This is a genomic window from Streptomyces sp. G45, assembly GCF_049542095.1.
Taxonomy (GTDB): Bacteria; Actinomycetota; Actinomycetes; order Streptomycetales; family Streptomycetaceae; genus Streptomyces.
Genome location: NZ_JBMUZU010000001.1, coordinates 723,450 through 741,873 on the forward strand (window position 1 = coordinate 723,450; position 18,424 = coordinate 741,873).

At 74.2% G+C, this 18,424-nt stretch carries 15 protein-coding genes and 1 pseudogene; 4 read left to right on the forward strand and 12 right to left on the reverse strand.

Annotation, left to right across the window (positions count from 1 at the left end; genetic code table 11):
• Window positions 1-57: 57 nt before the first annotated feature.
• On the reverse strand, window positions 58-1,506 hold the full coding sequence (locus ACOBQU_RS02910) for an MFS transporter (RefSeq protein WP_423624319.1): 1,449 nt from the start codon (window positions 1,504-1,506) through the stop codon (window positions 58-60).
• Window positions 1,507-1,607: 101 nt separating this feature from the next.
• Window positions 1,608-2,449: pseudogene (locus ACOBQU_RS02915) on the reverse strand (nucleoside hydrolase); the annotation flags it as partial.
• Window positions 2,450-2,711: 262 nt separating this feature from the next.
• Between ACOBQU_RS02915 and ACOBQU_RS02920 the strand changes: the two are divergent.
• Entirely contained in the window at window positions 2,712-3,740 is a 1,029-nt protein-coding gene (locus ACOBQU_RS02920) for a LacI family DNA-binding transcriptional regulator (RefSeq protein ID WP_423624321.1), read from the forward strand.
• A gap of 10 nt (window positions 3,741-3,750) precedes the next feature.
• Here the strand turns inward: ACOBQU_RS02920 and ACOBQU_RS02925 are convergent, their stop codons facing one another.
• From ACOBQU_RS02925 to ACOBQU_RS02960, 8 genes are all read right to left on the reverse strand, one after another.
• Window positions 3,751-4,107 (reverse strand): DoxX family protein, encoded by a 357-nt coding sequence (locus ACOBQU_RS02925; RefSeq protein ID WP_423624323.1) that lies wholly within the window; start codon window positions 4,105-4,107, stop codon window positions 3,751-3,753.
• A complete protein-coding gene (locus ACOBQU_RS02930) occupies window positions 4,104-4,793 on the reverse strand; it encodes a TetR/AcrR family transcriptional regulator (RefSeq protein WP_423624325.1) in 690 nt (229 codons plus the stop codon). The genes ACOBQU_RS02925 and ACOBQU_RS02930 overlap by 4 nt, the downstream gene beginning before the upstream one ends.
• Before the next feature lie 103 nt (window positions 4,794-4,896).
• On the reverse strand, window positions 4,897-5,481 hold the full coding sequence (locus ACOBQU_RS02935; protein WP_423624326.1) for a DoxX family protein: 585 nt from the start codon (window positions 5,479-5,481) through the stop codon (window positions 4,897-4,899).
• A 184-nt stretch (window positions 5,482-5,665) separates the two neighbouring features.
• Window positions 5,666-6,145: a hypothetical protein gene (locus ACOBQU_RS02940; RefSeq protein ID WP_423624327.1), complete on the reverse strand. Its 480-nt coding sequence runs from the start codon at window positions 6,143-6,145 to the stop codon at window positions 5,666-5,668.
• A 163-nt stretch (window positions 6,146-6,308) separates the two neighbouring features.
• Window positions 6,309-6,815: a GNAT family N-acetyltransferase gene (locus tag ACOBQU_RS02945; RefSeq protein ID WP_423624329.1), complete on the reverse strand. Its 507-nt coding sequence runs from the start codon at window positions 6,813-6,815 to the stop codon at window positions 6,309-6,311.
• Between the two features lie 176 nt (window positions 6,816-6,991).
• Window positions 6,992-7,252, reverse strand: coding sequence for a ferredoxin (locus ACOBQU_RS02950; RefSeq protein ID WP_423624330.1), 261 nt, complete (start codon window positions 7,250-7,252; stop codon window positions 6,992-6,994).
• A complete protein-coding gene (locus tag ACOBQU_RS02955) occupies window positions 7,252-8,472 on the reverse strand; it encodes a cytochrome P450 (protein ID WP_423634209.1) in 1,221 nt (406 codons plus the stop codon). Before ACOBQU_RS02955 ends, ACOBQU_RS02950 begins: the two co-directional genes overlap by 1 nt.
• A gap of 601 nt (window positions 8,473-9,073) precedes the next feature.
• Complete coding sequence (locus ACOBQU_RS02960; protein WP_423624331.1) at window positions 9,074-9,601, reverse strand: GNAT family N-acetyltransferase; 528 nt, start codon at window positions 9,599-9,601, stop codon at window positions 9,074-9,076.
• Window positions 9,602-9,943: 342 nt separating this feature from the next.
• Here ACOBQU_RS02960 and ACOBQU_RS02965 point away from each other — a divergent pair, with 342 nt between their 5' ends.
• Window positions 9,944-11,872: a collagenase gene (locus tag ACOBQU_RS02965; RefSeq protein ID WP_423634211.1), complete on the forward strand. Its 1,929-nt coding sequence runs from the start codon at window positions 9,944-9,946 to the stop codon at window positions 11,870-11,872.
• An 88-nt stretch (window positions 11,873-11,960) separates the two neighbouring features.
• On the opposite strand, the gene ACOBQU_RS02970 is transcribed toward ACOBQU_RS02965, so the two are convergent.
• Window positions 11,961-12,632: a response regulator transcription factor gene (locus ACOBQU_RS02970; protein ID WP_423634213.1), complete on the reverse strand. Its 672-nt coding sequence runs from the start codon at window positions 12,630-12,632 to the stop codon at window positions 11,961-11,963.
• Between the two features lie 19 nt (window positions 12,633-12,651).
• A complete protein-coding gene (locus tag ACOBQU_RS02975; protein WP_423624332.1) occupies window positions 12,652-14,685 on the reverse strand; it encodes a sensor histidine kinase in 2,034 nt (677 codons plus the stop codon).
• 304 nt (window positions 14,686-14,989) lie between these two features.
• On the opposite strand from ACOBQU_RS02975, the gene ACOBQU_RS02980 reads away from it, so the two are divergent.
• Together ACOBQU_RS02980 and ACOBQU_RS02985 are read left to right on the forward strand one after the other, a co-directional pair.
• Complete coding sequence (locus ACOBQU_RS02980; protein WP_423624333.1) at window positions 14,990-15,478, forward strand: radical SAM protein; 489 nt, start codon at window positions 14,990-14,992, stop codon at window positions 15,476-15,478.
• Window positions 15,475-16,086, forward strand: a complete 612-nt coding sequence (locus ACOBQU_RS02985; protein ID WP_423624334.1) for a hypothetical protein — start codon at window positions 15,475-15,477, stop codon at window positions 16,084-16,086. Before ACOBQU_RS02980 ends, ACOBQU_RS02985 begins: the two co-directional genes overlap by 4 nt.
• The last annotated feature ends 2,338 nt before the right edge of the window (window positions 16,087-18,424 follow it).

Genomic DNA, 18,424 nt, shown 5'->3' on the forward strand with positions numbered 1-18,424 from the left:
CCCGTCCGCCGGGCGGACGGGGGCCTCGCGCGACCGGCGCAGGGCGCCGGTGGCCGGTCAGTCGTCGGTCTCCGCCGCCACCGGCTTGGGGATCAGGAACGACGTCGCGAAGGCGACGGCGATGAGGGCCACGCCCGCGATCATGCCCGCCGCGTACCCGGCCGACGACGTCTTGTCCGCCGGTTCGGCCGCGGTCTGCACGGCGTACAGGACGGCGAAGCTCAGGCCCGCGCCCAGGTTGAAGGCGCCCGCGTTCAGGCCGGGCAGGAAGCCGGGGTTCTCCTTCGGGGACAGGACGATGCCGAGGCCGTTGAGGACGATGTTGGCGACGCCCGCGTACGCGACGCCGATCAGGACCGACGAGACCAGCAGCAGCGGCCGGGAGTCGGCCTGGAGCGTGATCAGCATCAGGGCCACCGTCGCGGCCGAGCCGATCAGGCCGAAGCGCAGTACCTTGCCGTAGCCGTGGGTGGCGGCGAGGCGCCCGGCGAGGGGGCCCATGGCGAGGCCCGCGAGGGCGTAGGGGGTCAGCGTCCACCAGGCGGATTGCTCGGCGGTCATGCCGAATCCGGCGTCCGCGTTCTGCGCGAACGCGGGGATCATGCCGTTCATGACGGCGAACACACCGGTCATCGTGAGGACGGTGGTGAGCAGCAGCGCCCAGGTGGAGCGCTGGCGCAGGTGGTGGGTGGCGACCAGCGGGTGGCGGCTGGTGTCCTCGGCGCGCCAGAACGCGGCGAAGGCGAGCGCGGCGACGACGGCGAGGCCCGCGACGAGCGGCCAGTTCGCCGCGCCGAGCTTCCCGGCCTCGTTGAGGGCGATCAGGGCGGCGCCGACGGACACCACCAGGAGGGCCACGCCGCGCCAGTCCATGCGGGTGTCGCCCGCGGTGGCGGCGGTGGACTCCGGGGTGAGCGTGGCGACGAGGACCGCGGCGAGACCGGCGACGACGGCCATCACCCAGAACACCGACTGGAAGCCGTAGTGGTCGGCGAGGGAGCCGCCCGCGATGGAGTCGACGCCCGCGATGCCGCCGTTGACGGCGGTGATGACGCCGAGCAGGGTGCCGTACCGCTTGGGTTCGTGGACCTCGTTGCGCAGCATGATCAGGCACAGCGGGACCGTCGGCCCGGACACGCCCTGGATGACGCGGCCCACGAACAGCATCGGCACGCTCTGCGCGAGCGCGGCCACCACGCAGCCGACGGCCATGAGGACCATCATCGCGGCGAGCACGCGTCGGCGGCCGACGAGGTCGCCGAGGCGGGGCAGGAACAGCGAGAAGAGCGCGGCGGAGGTGAAGAACGCCGTCTGGGTCAGGCCGACCTCGGCGGAGGTGGCGTCGAGGGAGTCCTCGACGTTCTTCAGGGCGGGGCTGAGCATGCTCGCGTTGAGCTGGAAGGCGAAGCACGCCGCGAGGAGCGCGACGACCAGGACCCAGACGCGGACCGGGCGGCGGCCCGGGGTGCCCGCGGGCGCGGCGGGTTCGGTGAAGGAGGCGTTCACGCGGGCACCTCGCCGATGCGCTCCAGGGCGTCCACGACCAGGTCCCAGAACCGCCCGTGGTCGAGCTGGACGGCGACCTGGGTGTGGCAGTCGGCGGGGGCGGGGGCACGGAGGTCGGCGACGGTCATGCCGAGGGTGAGGGTGCCGGTGAGCTCGACGTCCACCGGGGCCTTGCGGACGGTCATGACGCTCGGGTCGATGACGTAGGCGACGGCGCACGGGTCGTGCACGGGCGGCGCCTCGAAGCCCTGGGCCTGGAGGTACATGGCGCCGAAGAAGTCCAGGAGTTCGCCGACGAACGCGGCCGGGCGGGTGCCGACGCGGGCGATGCGCTCGCGCACCTCGGGCGTGGCGAGGGCCTGGTGGGTGAGGTCGAGTCCGACCATGGTGACGGGCCAGCGCTCGTTGAAGACGATGTGCGCGGCCTCGGGATCGATCTTGATGTTGAACTCGGCGACGGCGCTCCAGTTGCCCGTGTGGTAGCCGCCGCCCATGAGGACGACCTCGCGCACGCGCTCGGCGATGCGCGGCTCCTTGCGCACGGCGAGCGCGATGTTGGTGAGGCCCGCGGTGGGGACGAGGGTGATCTCGCCGGGTTCGTGGGACATCACCGTGTCGATGATGAGGTCGACGGCGTGCCGCTCGTCCAGCTCCAGCAGGGCCTCGGGCAGCACGGGCCCGTCCAGGCCGCTCTCGCCGTGGATCTGGTGGGCGACCTCGATGTCGCGCACGAGGGGCCGGGGCAGCCCGCGGCGAAGGGGACGCCGGTGATGCCCGCGACACGGGCCACCGACAGGGCGTTGCGGGTGACCTTCTCCAGGGTCTGGTTGCCGACGACGGTGGTGACCGCGACCAGCTCGACGTCGGGGTTGCCGTGCGCCAGGAGCATGGCGATCGCGTCGTCATGTCCGGGGTCGCAGTCGAGGATGATCTTTCTGGCCATCGCGGAACCTCTTCGTTCGGCTGGATTGCTGTGGCGGTGCGGCACCTCGGGAAAACGTTCTCCGATGCCTTTGTGCACAGGTGCGCATTATGTCAACGATCCGTGAAGCTCCTCGCCACCAGCGTGAAGTGGGGCGTTGACCAGCGCTTTTATGCCTGTTCCCGGCACCGGCCGCGCGCTCGCGCGCTTCCGTGAGAACCCTGGCGACGGCCGGGCCCGCTGATAACGTTCTCCGAAACGCGGCGAAGGGGTGGGCCCAGGGGTGGCTGACGTGACACTGCGGGATGTCGCCCGGGCCTGCGGCTGCTCCGTCGCCACCGTCTCGCGAGTGCTCGCCGGGACGCGCCCCGTCGGCGCCGAGACCGCGCGCCGGGTCCGCGAGGCCGCCGCCGCGCTCGGCTACCGCCCCAACCACGCGGCCCGCGCCCTGCGCGGCCGCGCCACCGGCACCGTCGGCCTCGTCCTGCCGCAGATCACCAACCCGTTCTATCCGGCCCTGGTCCGCGCGCTCACCCACGCCCTGCACGCCGGGGGCCGCGCGGTGCTGCTCGCCGACTGCGACGACGACCCCGCCGCGGAGGCCCGGCACATCGACGACCTGCTGAGCCGCCGGGTCGACGCGCTCCTGGTCGTCCCGGCCGACGAGCGCCGCAGCCGGGAGGCGGTGGCCGCGGCGGCGGCCCGGGTGCCGCTGGTGCTCCTCGACCGCGGCTGCGGTCCGGGCGTGGCCGACTCCGTGGCCGTCGACAACGCCGCCGGGATGGCCCTGGTCCTCGACCACCTGGCCGCCGCCGGGCGGCGCCGCGTCTGGTTCGTCGGCGCGGGCGGCACGGCGTCGGCGGCGGCCGAGCGGCGCGCGGCGTTCGCGGCCGGGGCCCTGGGCGCGGAGGCCGCCGGGCGGGCCGTGCTCGGCGACTTCTCCGTGGCGTGGGGGCGGGCCGCCGTCGACCGGGTGTGGGACGAGCGGCCCGACGCCCTGGTGTGCGCCAACGACCTCATCGCGATCGGCGCCCTCCAGCGCCTCCAGGAGCGCGGCGCCGACGTGCCCGGCGATGTCGCCGTGACGGGCTTCGACGACATCCCGATGGCGGCCCTGTCCGCGCCGGGCGTCACCACGGTCCGCCAGCCGGTGGCCGAACTGGCCGCCGAGGCCACGCGGTTGCTGGCCCGCCGCCTCGACGGCGACGCGGCCCGGCCGAGCCGGACGATACGGCTCGCGCCGGAGCTGGTGGTACGGGGATCGAGCGGGCCGTGCCGCGCGCGGCACACCGGGGCGGACGCCGCGCCCTGACCCGCGGCGGCTAGAAGCGGCCCGCCGCGACCAGTACGGCGACCACCAGGAACAGCACGTTCGACAGGGACCGCGCGTACTCGTGCCGCCGGATGTGGGTGGCGAACCCGCCGACCATCACGAGGGCCAGGCCGACCGCCGCCAGCGGCGTCAGGACGGGCGCGACGTCCAGCGCCCACGGCAGGACCACGCCGACCGCGCCGACGACCTCCAGCGCCGCGATCCCGTGCACCGCCCGCTGGGACAGGTCGTCCACCCAGGGCATGGGGGTGCGCAGCCGCTCCTTGGGGACCGCCAGTTTCCACAGGCCCGTCCCGGCGAACGCCACCGCAAGGAAGACCTGCCCCGCCCACAGCCACCCGTTCACCGCGCGTCACCTTCCGTCTCCGCCGTCGCCTCCGCTTCGGCCCTTTCCGCCCGGCCGTTCGCCCGGCCCTGCGGTGCCTGTCGCCCCTCCCGCGCCAGCCACGCGGCGGCCACGTCGTCGGCGAGGCGGTCGGCCGTCGCCTCGTCGGCCCGCTCGCGCAGCAGGTGCAGCCAGACGAACACCGGCCCGGTGAGCTGCGCGTGCGCCCACTCCACGTCCGGCGCCCGGCGCAACTTCCCCCGGGCCACCGCCCGTTCGGCCACCGCGCGCACGGCGTCCCGCTCCGGGATCAGACAGGCGTCGGCGAAGACCTGCTGGAGCGCGGGGTCGCGCACCAGCTCGGTGAGCAGTTCGGGCAGCACGGGCCGGACGCGCGGGTGCGTCATGCGCGTGACGGTGTCGCGGGCCAGGACGCGCAGGTCGCCGCGGAGACCGCCGGTGTCCACCGGCGTGCGCGGAGCCAGGTCGGCGACCAGGTGGCGCAGGACCAGGGCGGCCTTGGACGGCCAGCGGCGGTACAGCGCGGCCTTGCCGACACCGGCGCGGGCCGCCACCGCGTCCATGCGCAGCCCGGCGTACCCGGTCTCCGCGAGCAGTTCGAGCGTCGCCCGCCCCACGGCCCGGTCGACGCCCGCGGACCGCGGCCGCCCCGGGCGGGGCGGATCGTCTTCATTTACGGAACTCATGGTCTCACAATATCAGTTATCGAGACTGGCGGTTCCATAATGGTGGGGCGGCGGTGGCGTGCGCCCGAGACGGTGCGCCCCGGGCGCTCGCGAGCGGCCGGGCTCAGTCGCGCAGGACCACCAGGACGAACGCGGCCGAGATCGCCCCCAGCGCGACGGCCGCCACGCCGCGCGCGAAGCTGTGCGCGCGCAGGCCCGGCAGCAGGTGGTCGGCGGCGACGCGGCCGGGGCCGGTCAGGGCCAGCGCCACGGCGGCCGCCAGGAGCACCAGGTCGTACTCGACGCCCTCGGGGCTGAAGAACCCGCCGTCCCATTTCACGGCGGTGGCGTTGAGCATGATGCCGAGGATGCCCGCGCCCGCGAGCGGGGTGAGCAGTCCGAGGGCGAGGCCGAGGCCGCACAGGGTCTCGGTGAGCCCGGCGACCCAGGCCATGGCCTTGGCGGCCCGGTAGCCGTCCGCGGCGAAGTGGTCGGCGGTGCCGTCGAGGCCGCCGCCGTCGAACCAGCCGAAGAGCTTCTGCGAGCCGTGGACGGCCATGGTGAGGCCGACCGTGCCGCGCAGCAGCAGGAGCCCGAGGTCGGTGCCCGGCTGGACGGCGGCGGCGCCGGGGTCGGCGCGGTGGGTGGCGGGGGCGGGGGGCGTGGGCGGGGCCTGGGAGGACTCCGGGGGACGGGAGGAGGACGACATGCGGATCTCTCCTTGGGTGGGGCCGTGGGTGGGGCCTTGGGTGGGGGTCGGCCGGTGGGGCCGGGAGGTGCTCGGGGAGCGTCGCGGCGGAGCGGAGGGCGCCGGACGCGGGCGTACAGGCGTACGGGAGTACGGGAGTACGCGGACGTGACGGCGGAACGGAGCGAGGGTGGAGAGCGCCCCTCTACGTTCTGATGACGCGGGTTCGGTAGGGGTCGGCGGACGCCGCGTCCGCGGGTGCGGTGCCGCGTGGCACGGCGGGCGCCGGGTCAGGGGCGTGGCCCGGCGGCGCGGGCCGGGGGTCGGGCGCGCCGGGCTGCTCGGGGCACGGCACCGCGGCCCCGCGGGGCGTCCCGCTCACGCCCCCGTCCTGGCAGCCGCTGTCGCCGGGCCGCAGCACGGCGTCGACGGGCGGCGGCACGGTCGCCTTCCCGACGGGCGGCCCGGCGCCCCGGGTGGTCGGCGCCGCCGAGACGGCGGCGGGCTTCGGGGGTGGCGCGACGGCGGCGGCCGACGCCGTCCCGGCGCTGAGCAGGGTGAGCAGGCAGACGGCGAGCGCCAGCAGGCGCGGGGCCGCGCCGACCGCGGCGGTGCGCCGGGCAGCGCCCCCGGTCCGGCCGCCCCGGCTCCGGAGCGGCGGCCCGCGGAGGTCTCGCCCGCCCATACCGACCGATCCTAGGTCCGGACCAAGCCCGCCCTGTAGACCCCAACTGGCCACATCCGCCCCGGAAGGCGACCGGGTCTCAGACCGGACGTCTCAGGCCGGGCGTCGCAGGCTGGACGTCTCGCGTCGGGGCTCCCGCGTCGGGGCGCTCGCGTCGGGCTGCTCACACCGGGCGCCGCATGCAGACCCGCGGCCACCGGTCCAGGCCGTGCTCGGCCTCCTTCGCGCGGACGGCCCGGAGGCCGGGGCCCAGCGCGGACTCGTCGAGCACGGCGAAACCGCAGCGGGCGTAGTACGGCGCGTTCCACGGCACGTCCGTGAACGTGGTCAGGGTCAACGCCGGGAGCGACTGCTCGCGGGCGCGGTCGGCGGCGTACGCGAGGAGGGAGCGGCCGATGCCCCGGCGGGCGTGGTCCGGGTGCACCGAGACCTGCTCGACGTGCAGGTCCCCGTCGACGTGGTCGGCGAGGAGGTACGCGACGGGCCGGTCGGCGTCGTCCACCGCGACCCAGGCGCGCCCGGCGCGCTGGTAGGCCGCGAGGTCGTCGAGGGCGGGCGGCTCGTCGTCGGCGATCTCCGGCATGCCGACGTCGTGGAAGCAGCGGCCCGCCGCTCGTTCGAGGTCCTGGAGCAGGGGCAGGTCGTCGGCGTGTGCCGGTCGTATGCGCATGATCCAATTCTGCCGCGCGGTCCGGGCCGACGCGCTTCCTTTACGCCCCGGGCGCTCCCGGGCGCTCCCTTGACGGCCGGAGTGCTCCCGGGGGCGGCCCGGCCTGGGCGGCCTGCGTGCGGGTGGGGCGGCGGGAGGCACCCCGCCCGCACGCGTCAGTCGCCGCTCAGTCGCCCTCAGTCACCCGTGTCGACCAGCTCGGCCCGGTCCTCGGACTCGGACTTGGCCCCGGACTCGGACTCGGACTCGTCGACGAGGGTGATCGCCCGCACCGGGCAGGCGCGGGCCGCCTCGCGGACCATCGGGTCGCCCGCCCCGTCCTCACGCCCCGGCAGCAGCGCGCTGAAGCCGTCGTCGTCCTGGGTGAAGACGCCCGGGGCGGTCAGGACGCACTGGCCCGCGCCGATGCAGCGGTCGCCGTCGATGGTGACGCGCATCAGCCGCGCCCCCAGGTGACGGGCAGTTCGATGAGGCCCTGGATGCTGTCGCCCGGCTTCAACAGGACCTCCCGCGCGGGCACGGCCAGGCGCAGGTCGGGGACGCGGGCGAGCAGGGAGCGGAAGGCGATCTCCAGCTCGGCGCGGGCCAGGTTCTGCCCCAGGCACTGGTGGATGCCGAACCCGAAGGTGAGGTGGTGGCGGGCGTTGCGCTGGACGTCCAGGTCGTCGGCGTCGGCGTAGACGGCGTCGTCGCGGTTGATGGCGGACGCGGCGAGCAGCACCCCCTCGTTGGCGCGGATGGTCTGCCCGGCCACCTCGATGTCGGCGGTCGCGAACCGCGAGATGGCGTCCGCGATCGCCAGGTACCGCAGCAGTTCCTCCACGGCGCCCGGAATGAGGCCGGGGTCCGCGCGCAGGGCGGCGAGCTGGTCGGGGTGTTCGAGCAGCGTGAAGGCGCCGAGCGAGATCATGTTGGCGGTCGTCTCGTGCCCGGCGACCAGCAGCACGAGGGCGAGCCGCACCAGTCCCTCGCGGTCCAGCTCGTCGGTGCCGAGCCGATCGCGGACGAGTTCGTCGAGCACGCCCTCGTCGGGCCCGGGCTCCGCGCCGTCGGCGGCGGACTTCTGCTTCCGGTCGATCAGCTCGCCGAGGTACGCCTTGAGGTCGTCGCGGCCCTCCTCGGCGATGTCGGGCGTGTCACCGCGCAGGATGCGGCGCGAGGCGTCCTCGAAGAACTCGTGGTCGGCGTAGGGCACTCCGAGGAGTTCGCAGATGACCTTGGACGGCACGGGCAGCGCGAAGGCGTTGACGAGGTCGGCGGGCGGGCCCTGGGCGAGCAGGTCGTCGAGCAGCTCGTCGACGACGCGCTGGATGCCGGGGCGCATGGCCGCCACGCGCTTGACCCCGAAGGTGGGGATCAGCATGCGGCGCTGTCTGTTGTGCAGCGGGTCGTCGACGCCGAGCAGGGCGACCGGCTCCTTGCGGATGCGCTCGAAGCGGGCGGCGACGTTCGGGAAGGCGGGGTGCAGCTGGTCGGCGGAGAGCCGGGGGTCGCTGAGCAGGGCCTGCGCCTCGGCGTGGCCGGTGACCAGCCACGCTTCGGTGCCGTTGTAGAGGGTCACGCGGCTGAGCGGGCCCTGCTCGCTCAACGGGCGGTATCCGGTGGGCGGGTGGTAGGGGCAGGTGCGGTCCTGAGGAAAGGGGGCGGCATGCGCCATGGGGGCCTCCGGAGCACTGGTACGGGTAGCGCCGTGCGGTGGTGCCGTTGCCTTGGTGCGGGTGGTGCGGGTGGTGCGGGTGGTGCGGGTGGCGCGGGTGGCGCGGGTGGCGCGCTGTGTGGTCGCGCCCTCGCGCTCGTGCGCGTCGTGCGCCGTGCGGTGGTCCGGTCGTGCGGTCGTGCGGTCGTGCGTCACGCTGGTCGATTCGTACGCCGCGTACGCCGCGTACACGTACGCCTCCGTACACGTACGCCTCGTACGCCGTGCGGACATGCCGCCCCAGGGCCGTGCGGGCCGGTCTCGGTGGCCGACGGCGTGCTGCCGTGCGGGTCCAGCGGCTCCCGGTAGCCCGAGGCGACGTGTCCCGATCTCCACTTCATGCCCCTTGCAGCTATCCGAACCATGCCGGGTTCGGCCAACTTGGCCACGCGTGGCCGCAGTAGCCCGGTTACGGCCGAATCATGCTGGCCTGACCACGTCAACGGCATCGCGAGGGAACTCCACCACCTCGCACTCACCGGGGCCCCACGCCGCCCCACCGCCGTATCCACCCCGGCCGCCTCCCGCCCCGATTGGCCCGATCGCGACGGTGCCGTGCGGGTCAGGGCCGCAGGGCCCGTACGTACCGTTCGAGCAGGACACCGTCGTTGTCGCGCTCCTGTCCCGCGTGGCCGAATCCGGCGCGGCGCGCCACCGCCGCCGACGCCGGATTGCCCGGCTCCACGCGGATCACGCCCACGCTGGCGCCCTCGGCCGCGGCGTAGCGGCCGATGAGCGCGACGGCGCGGGTGGCGAGGCCCTGCCCGCGCCACCGCGGGTAGAGGCCGTAGGCGATGTTGACCTCCCCGGTGGGCCAGCCGGGCATGGCGAGGCGCACGTCGACGGTGCCCGCGAGCGTGCCGTGCTCCCCCGCGCGGACACCGAAGGCGCGCAGGGTGCCGCCGTGCGCCCACTGGTCCATGCAGTGGCGCAGATAGGCCGCGGTGCCGTCGCGCGTGCTCGGTCCGCCGCTGAGCCAGCGCACCAGTTGGTCGTCCTCACCGGCCAGGTGCGCGTCGAGGTCGTCGAGGGTCAGGGGGGTCAGGGCGATCACGCCGTCCGACAGCTCCGGTTGCACGTTGCGTCCCACGGGGCGACTGTCGCCGCCCGTCTCGCCGTCGCGCAACCGGTATTCCGCTCGGCGCGACGTGGCCGGAAGACCGCCCGCGGCGGCCAGGAGCCGCAGCGCTCACGGAGGTGACGGGCCGTCAAGTCGTCGGCCTCCCCCTTCGGGGCAACCGAAGGGTTCTCAAAGCAATGTGATGTGTGCAATGGTACATGTCACACATTGACCGTGTGCATGACATGCACGGGTCGAACTCCCGTACCTCACACGGTCCGCACCCCCCATCGCCGTGCCTCAGCACGGCAGCCGACCGGCCGGAGGGCCACCTTGACTGCCAACACCCCCACCGACACCCCCACGGGGACCATGAGGAGAAGGTTCTCGCCTCTCCTCACCGCCGTTCTCGCCGCCTGTCTGGGCATCACGCTGCTCGTGCCCGCCGGGCGCGCGCAGGGCGCGGACGCCCCGGCGTCAGCGCCACGGCCGGGCGTCGCGCCGCGGCCCGCTACTCCCGCCGCGGTCGCGGCCGAACTCGCCCCCGACGCCGGGCGCGTGGCCGACCCGACGGTGGGCATCGCCCAGCGACCGCCGCGCCAGGCCACCCCTGACGCCGCCCAGCGCGAGCGGATCACCGCCACCGCGCGGCCCGGGAAGGCGCCGCGGTGCAGCGTCGACGACTTCGCCTCGAAGACCGGCACCGCCCTGATCCAGCAGATCAAGTCCGTCGACAAGACCTGCGTCTACACGCTGTTCAGCCAGTCCGGCGCCACCGCGCGGGCCCTGTTCCGCGAACCGCAGATGGTGACCGTGGCGAACGCCCTGCGCGCCACCGCCGCCAAGTACCCGGGAGACAACAGCACATCCACGCTCCAGCTGGTGCTGTACCTGCGCGCCGGTTACTACGTGCAGTACGCCTACCCGGGCGACGTGGGCGCCTACGGGACGGCGCTCAAGCGCGCCGTCAGGCCCGCCCTCGACGCCTTCTTCGCCGCGCCCCGCGCCTACGACGTGAACGACGGCAACGGCGAGATCCTCGCCGAGTCCGTCACCCTGATCGACAGCTCGGGCGAGAACGCCCGCTACCTGCGCGTCGTCAAGAAGCTGCTGACGTCGTACGACTCCTCGTACGACCGCTTCTACTGGATGCTCTCGGCGGTCAACAACACCTACACCGTGCTGTTCCGCGGCCACTACCTGCCGGAGTTCGTCTCCGCCGTGCGGTCCGACCCGAGCGTGCTCACCGTGCTGCGGGACTTCGCCGTCGCCCACGGCGACCTGCTCGGCACCGACCGGTCGTACCTGACGTCCAACGCGGGCCGGGAGCTGGGCCGCTTCCTGCAGCACGCGGACCTCGCGCCCACCGTCCGCCCGCTGGCCAAGCAACTCCTCGACCGCAGCTCCCTCACGGGCCGCACCGCCGCCCTGTGGATCGGCGTGGCCGAGATGACCGACGCGTACGACAAGGCCAACTGCTCGTCCTACGGCACCTGCGACCTCCAGAACCGGGTCCGCGACGCCGTCCTGACGGTCCGGCACACCTGCAGCCCGGCCCTGAAGATCGTCGCCCAGGAGCTGACCGCCGCGCAGCTGTCGGCCACCTGCTCCAGCCTCCAGCGGCAGGACGCCTACTTCCACCAGGTCGCCAAGGACAGCGGGCCGGTCGCCGACGACCACAACACCACCCTCGAAGTGGTGGCCTTCGACTCCGCCGACGACTACCGCACCTACGCCGGGATCGTGTACGGCATCGACACCAACAACGGCGGCATGTACCTGGAGGGCGACCCGTCACGCGTCGGCAACCTGCCGCGCTTCATCGCCTACGAGGCCGCCGACGCCCAGATCTGGAACCTCAACCACGAGTACACGCACTACCTCGACGGCCGCTACAACATGTACGGCGACTTCGAGCAGAACATGACCACGCCCACCGTGATGTGGGTGGAGGGCTTCGCCGAGTACATCTCCTACTCCTACCGCGGCGTCCCCTACGACGCGGCGATCGAGGAGGCGGGGAAGAACACCTACAAGCTCAGCACTCTCTTCGACACCACCTACGAGAACACCGACACCAACCGCACCTACCGGTGGGGCTACCTCGCGGTGCGCTATCTGCTCCAGTACCACCCGCAGGACGTGGCCGCCCTCCTCGGCCACTACCGCAGCGGCGACTGGGCCGCCGCCCGCGACCTGCTCACCCGCACCATCGGCACCCGCTACGACGCCGACTTCGCCGACTGGCTGCGCCGCTGCCACGGCGGCGACTGCGGCACGCTGCCGGGCGCGACGCGCTGACCTCCCCCAGCGCCAGGGGCGGGCCCCGCTCGACGGGGCCCGCCCCCTGCCTCCTGGTACGACGGCGGTGGCGACGGCGGTGCGCGGCTCACCCCGGGCCGGGCGGGGTGTGCCGCAGATAGGCCAGGACGGCGCTGACGCGGCGGTGGAGCTGTGGTATCTCGGCGAGGCCCAGCTTGGCGAAGGTGGAGTTGACGTGCTTCTCGATCGTGGACTCCGACAGCTGGAGGGAGGCGGCGATGGCGCGGTTGGTCTTGCCCTCCGCCATGTGCCGCAGGACGTCCAGCTCCCTGCGGGTCAGGCGGGACAGCGGCGCGTCGGCGGCGCGGGCGTGGCTGCCCATCAGGACCTCCACGATCCGCGGGTCGACGACGGAGCGCCCGGCCTTGACCTCGTGCAGGGCGCGCACCAGCTCGTCGACCTCGCCGATGCGCTCCTTCAGGAGGTAGGCCAGGCCGTCGGTGCCGCGCCGGAACAGGTCGAAGGCGTAGTTCTCGTTGGCGTGCTGGGAGAGCACGACGACGCCGATGCCGGGGTGGGCCGCGCGGATGGCGTGGGCGGCGGCGATGCCCTCGGTGTGGTGGCCCGGCGGCATGCGGATGTCCGCGACGACGACGTCCGGCAGCAGCCGCGCGACGGCGTCGAGGAGTTCCTCGGCGGTGCCGACGGCGGCGAGGACGTCCGCCTCGCCGGTGTCCTCCAGGAGCCGCCGGGTGCCCTCGCGCACCAGGTAGTGGTCCTCGGCGATCACGACGCGCAGCGGGGTGGTGCTCGCGGGGTCAGGCACGGGTCTCCTCTCGGACGCGCTCCGGAAGGCGGGCGCGGATGACGGTGCCGGTGCCGGCGCGGCTGGTGATGGTCAGTTCGCCGCCCACGGCCTCGGTGCGGTCGCGCATGCCGGTGAGACCGGAGCCGTGGGTGGTGGCCGTGGGGAACCCCGCGCCGTCGTCGGCCACCTCGACCTGGAGCCGCCCGGCGTCGCGGGTGAGGCGGACGGTGACGTGCTTGGCGCCCGCGTGCTTGAGGACGTTGGTCAGGGCCTCGGAGACCAGGTAGAACGCGGACTCCTCGATGTCGAGGGCGAACCGCGCGCCGGTCAGCGAGTCCTGGCTCTGGACGGTGACGGGGACGGGCATCCGGCGGGCGCAGGAGGTCACGGCGGCGACCAGGCCCTGGTCGGTGAGGACGGGCGGGTGGATGCCGTGGGCGAGTTCGCGCAGCTCGTCGATGACGCGGTAGGCGTCGTCCTGCATCTCGGTCAGGGAGGTGTCGATGTCCTTGCCGCGGTGCAGCCGGTTGCGGGCCAGGGCGAGCTTGGCGACCAGCGCCACCAGGTCCTGCTGGATGCCGTCGTGCAGACGGCGCTCGATGCGGCGGCGCTCGGTGTCCTGGGCGTGCACGATGCGGGCGCGCGAGGCGGCGAGTTCGGCGGCCTGGCGCTGCATCTCGTCGGCGTGCGCGCTCAGTTCGGCGGCGAGCCGCACGTTGTGCACGGCGAGGGCGGCGGACCGCGCGAGGGTGCCGCCGATGGCGTGGTCCTCCGGGGTGCAGCGGCCCGCGGCCTTGGGCCCGTACTCGATCACGCCGAGCGTGTCCGCCCCGTAGAACAGCGGGAACTCCGCGACGGGCCGCGCGTCGGGCGGCGGCTCGCCGGACTCCGCGGCGGACACCGGCAGCCCGGCGCCGCCGAGCCGGACGCGCACCCACTCCAGGTCGAGGCCGTCGCGCAGGCCCGTGGCGAGCTGCGGCGCGAGCCGGTCGAGGGCGTAGGCGTGCTCCAGGGTGGTGCTGAACTGGACGAGCAGCTCGAACCTGCTCAGGCGCTTGCCGAACACCCGCCGCTCGACGAGGGCGTTGAGCCGGTCCCGCAGCGGCCGGAAGAGCGCGGTGGCCACGACGGCCACCAGCAGGGACAGGCCCACGGGGAAGAACAGCCCGGCGGTGAGCCCCAGCGTCAGGGCCATGCCGAGGTACCAGCTGTTGATGATGAGCCACAGCGACCCGTACACGGCCGAGCGGCGCAGCACGATGTCGACGCCGAGCAGCCGGTGCCGGAAGGCGGCGTAGACGAGGGTGACGGACACCGAGATATAGGGCAGGGCGCCGAGCAGCGCCCCGATCAGATAGAGCACGCCCTGTTCGCCCTGCCAGGCCCGGAACAGCCGGGCGGAGCCCCGGCCGAGCAGGGCGACGGCGCCGATCGCGGCGACGGGCAGCAGCGCGGCCACGTTGGCGCGGCCGGTGGCGCGGGCGCGCAGGCAGCGCACGGCGAGCAGCGCCGCGCCGACGCCGGGCAGCCAGGCCTCCGGGTAGTAGAAGACGACGTAGTAGACGGCGCGCTCCGAGAGACCGGCGAGCGGCAGCACGACCGGCAGCGCCAGCAGCCCCCACAGCGCGCCCAGGAGGCAGCGCTCGTAGCGGAAGACGGGGCGGCCGTCGGGCAGCAGCGCGAGCAGCCGCACGATGAGCACGCTCACCACCAGGTTGCACACCTGGTGGACGCACTGGAGGGCGATGTCGAGCGGCACGGCGGAGCCGACGATCCGCGGGCGTAGATACCAGCCGAGTTGACGGACCATCAGGTTGGTGGTGTGGCGGATGGCCAGCGCGATGGACAGCCAGGCGCCGAGCAGCAGGAGCCGCCGGGCCACCGGGCTCGACGGGGCGTGCCACCAGGTGAAGAGTCCGGCGAAATAGCACGGGAGTACGGATCCCAGGACCCACGGCAGAACGAAGCGGTTCTCCAACTGGGTCGTCCCGATAAACGTTGCCCAGAGCATGCACGCTCCGCCGAAGACGGCGACGAGACGCATGCCCGTGCTTCTGCCGACCGCCGCATATCCGCCGGTCGCCCCGCTTCCACCGGTGGCCGCATTGCCGCCGGTCATCCCGCTTCCGCCGGTCGCCGTGCTTCCGCCGGTGGCCCTGCTTCTGCCGGTCACGCGCGACATTATCGGCGGCGCCCGCGACGGGCGTCTATGGAATGGGGCCGCCATCGCCTCTGGAGGAAAACCTCCAGTCGGAGTTGGGGGGTGCCCGGGTCCCCCGGAATGGCGGCAGGCAGAACACTCTGAACGGAACTCGCAAGGACTGATTCTTCGAGAACGGGTGGCTGCCATGACTCGCTGTTCCGGCCCGGAAGTGGTCGTCTGGGACACCACGTACGCCTGCCCTCTGCGGTGTTCGCACTGCTATTCGGAATCGGGGCGGCGGCCGTCGCGGCAGCTCGGTCCGCAGGACATGCTGCGTGTGGCCGACGCGCTCATCGCGCTCCGGCCGCGCGTGGTCGCCCTCTCCGGCGGCGAACCCCTCGTCGTGCGCGGCCTGTTCGAGGTCGCCGACCGGCTGCGGGCCGCCGGGGTGAACCTGTCGATCAACACCAGCGGCTGGGTGATGACCCGGGCCCTGGCGGAACGGCTCGCGGACCGGTTCGACGAGGTGATCGTCAGCCTCGACGGGGCGACGGCCGAGGTGCACGACCGCATCAGGGGCCGCCAGGGCTCCTTCGGCCGGGTGCTCGCGGCCCTCGCCGTGCTCGACGAGGTCTGCGGGGAGCGGGGCGCGGCCGGACGGGGCGGCCGCGCCTCGGCATCGACTGCGTGGTGATCCGCAGCAACTTCCCCGAGGTGCCGGACTTCGCGTCGGACATCGCCCACCGCTTCCCGCACCTCAGCACGCTCTGCTTCAACGTCGCGGTGCCCGAGGGGCTGGCCAGCCGCGAGGAGTTCTGCGCGGCCGAGCTGCTCGACGACGACCAGGTCGCCGAGCTGGTCAGCGAGGAGTTCCGCGCCCGGCTGCGGCAGCTCGCGCCCCCGTCGGTGTCCGTCCACACCACCGACAACCAGAACCTGGTGATGCACCCCGAGCGGGTCGCCCAGCGCGTGGACACGCTGGTGATGCAGGTCGAGCCGGACGGCAGGGTCCGGGGCATTCCCGTGTACGAGGGGACGGTCGGCAGCCTCCTCGAGGAGCCGGGGCAGGTGCTGTGGGAGCGCACCCTGGAGCGCCTTGAGGACCCGTTCGTGGTGGAGACCCTGTCCTCCGTGCGCTCGATGCAGACGTGGGCGCGGGCCGTCCGGCGGATGGACCGGCACTTCGGCACCCCCGACGACCTCGCCCGCTTCGAGCGGCGCACGGTCCGCACGAACCCACCGGAGTTCGTCATGCCGGTGGAAGCGGCCGCGCCGGGGCCGCGGCGGCACACCTCGGCCTGAGCCGTCCGCGCGACGGCTCCCGCGCCCCTCCGGCTCCGCACCACCGGTCATGACGCACGGCCCGCCGTGAGACACCACCCGCCGTGACGCGTCGGCCGCGCGGTCGTCGGCTCCGTGAACGTCAGCCCCGCGAACGTCAGCTCCGCGCCCTCCGTTTCTCCGAATTTCCATCCGCTACCCGGCACTTCCGGTTCCGCGACCGCTCGGCTCTTCGACCGCTCGGATTTCCGGTTCTCCGGTTCTCCAGCTTTCCGGCTCCGCGACTTGCCGTCCGCCCGACGTCCTGTTCACCCGACGTCCTGTTCGCTCGGCGCCTCGTCTGTTCGACGTCCCGCTTGTTCGACTTCTGGCCTCCCGACTCCCGCCTTTCCGCTCCACTCGTTCCTCCGCTTCCTCCCCTCCCCGGCCCTGAGAACTCCCCCGTTCCACACCGACCGGCTCTCCGTGGCCCTGTTCCGATTCCTGTGCCCCGCACGTCCGAATCCCGACCTCCCCCCGCCCGTACCGGTCCGCATTCCGTCCGGTTCTCCCGGCTGCCCGATTCCCCGGGCCCTCTTCCGCCTTGAGGTACCGCACCGTGATGAAACTCCAGGACTACGCCCGCTTCTACCGCGCGGATCCGACGTTCTTCGAATTCCCCGAGCGGCTCGCCGACGCCCCGGACCGGCTCTCCGCCGTCCTGCGCCAGCCGCCGCGCGGCTGGGAGCGCGCGGACACCGGCTGGTGGGTGCGGCTGCGGCCGAGCGCGGCTCAGCCGCCCGGCCAGGGCTGGCGGATCCACGTGTCCGTGACGCTGCCGCGGCTTGAGCGGGCGGCCGAGATCGTCCGGGAGTACTGCGTGCGCCACGGCGTCCCCTGCGACCTCGTACGGAGCCTGACCGCGGCCCGCGCCCTCGCCGACGTCCGCGCCGACCGGCTCACCAGCGCCGACCTGATCGTCCTGTACCCGGCGGACGAGGCCGCGTTCACCACGGCCCTGGCCGACCTCACCGCGCTCCTCGAACCCCTTCCGGGCCCGTACGTGCCGGGCTGTCTGCGGCATCGGTCCGGTCCGCTGTACGTGCGCTACGCCGCCGCCGAGCACCGGCGCCACCCCGCCGGTGGCCACCCCGCCGCCCCGGGCGACGAGCACGACCTGGTGCCCGCGCTCCAACGGCCCGACGGCACGCTCGTGCCCGAGGACCGGCGCCCGGTGTTCCGCCTCCCCGACTGGGTCGCGCTGCCCGAGGTCCTGGCCGCCGACCTGGTGGCGCTGCACACCGCGCCGGACACCCCCTTCCCCTACCGGGGTGTGCGCGCCGTGTCCCTGACCACCGGCGGCGGCACCTACCGCGCCGTCGACACCGCCACCGGGCGGCAGGTCCTGCTGCACGAGGCGCGCCCCCACGCCGGGCTCGACACGCGCGGCGAGGACGCGATCACCCGGCTCGACCGGGAGCGCGCGCTGCTCGACCGCCTCGCGGGACTGGACTGCGTGCCCCGCGTGCTCGGCCGCCACGTCCGCGTGGGGCACCACTTCCTCGCCGTCGAGCACCCGCGGGGCCACAGCCTCGCCCGGGCCGCGGCCGCCGCGTTCCCGCTGACCTCGCAGGACCGCGCGGACAAGGAGGCCGCGGACTACGCGGAGTGGGCGCTCGGCGTCGTCGACCGGGTGGCCGACGCCCTGGACGCGCTGCGCGCCCGCGGCGTGCGCCTCGGCGCGCTCCACCCCGAGCACATCACGCTCCGCCAGGACGGCCGGGTCGTCCTCACCCGCCTCGACGCGGCCGCCCCGGTGGCGGACGACCAGCCGCCGGGTGTGGCCGACGAGGACGACGAGGGCTTCGTCGCCCCCGCGGGGCTCGGGGCCGCCGCCGCCCACGCCCACCTCCTCGACGCGCTGCGGCTGTGGCTGCTGCTGCCCGTGCCGCACCGGGGCACCGCGCCGCTGCGGGTCCTCACCAGCGCCGTCGACCAGCTCTATCCGGTGCCTGAGGGGTTCGGCGCCGCCCTGCTGGGGCGCCTGGGGGCGAACGGCGGAGACGGGAACGACGGCGGCGACGCCGCCGTGCGGGCCCTCACCGCGGAGCGCCCCGACTGGCCCGCCCTGCGCGCCTCGCTGGTGGCCGGGATCCACGCCATGGCCACGCCCGAGCGCACCGACCGGCTCTTCCCCGGCACGCCGTACGGCCCGACCGCGCTCGGCGGCACGTCGTTCGCGTACGGAGCGGCCGGGGTGCTCTACGCCCTCCACCGGGTCGGCGCGGCCGTCCCCGACGCGTACGTCACCTGGCTCGCCGACACCGCCGAGCGCGACGCGGACCCCCGGCCCGGCCTCTACGACGGGCTGCACGGCGTC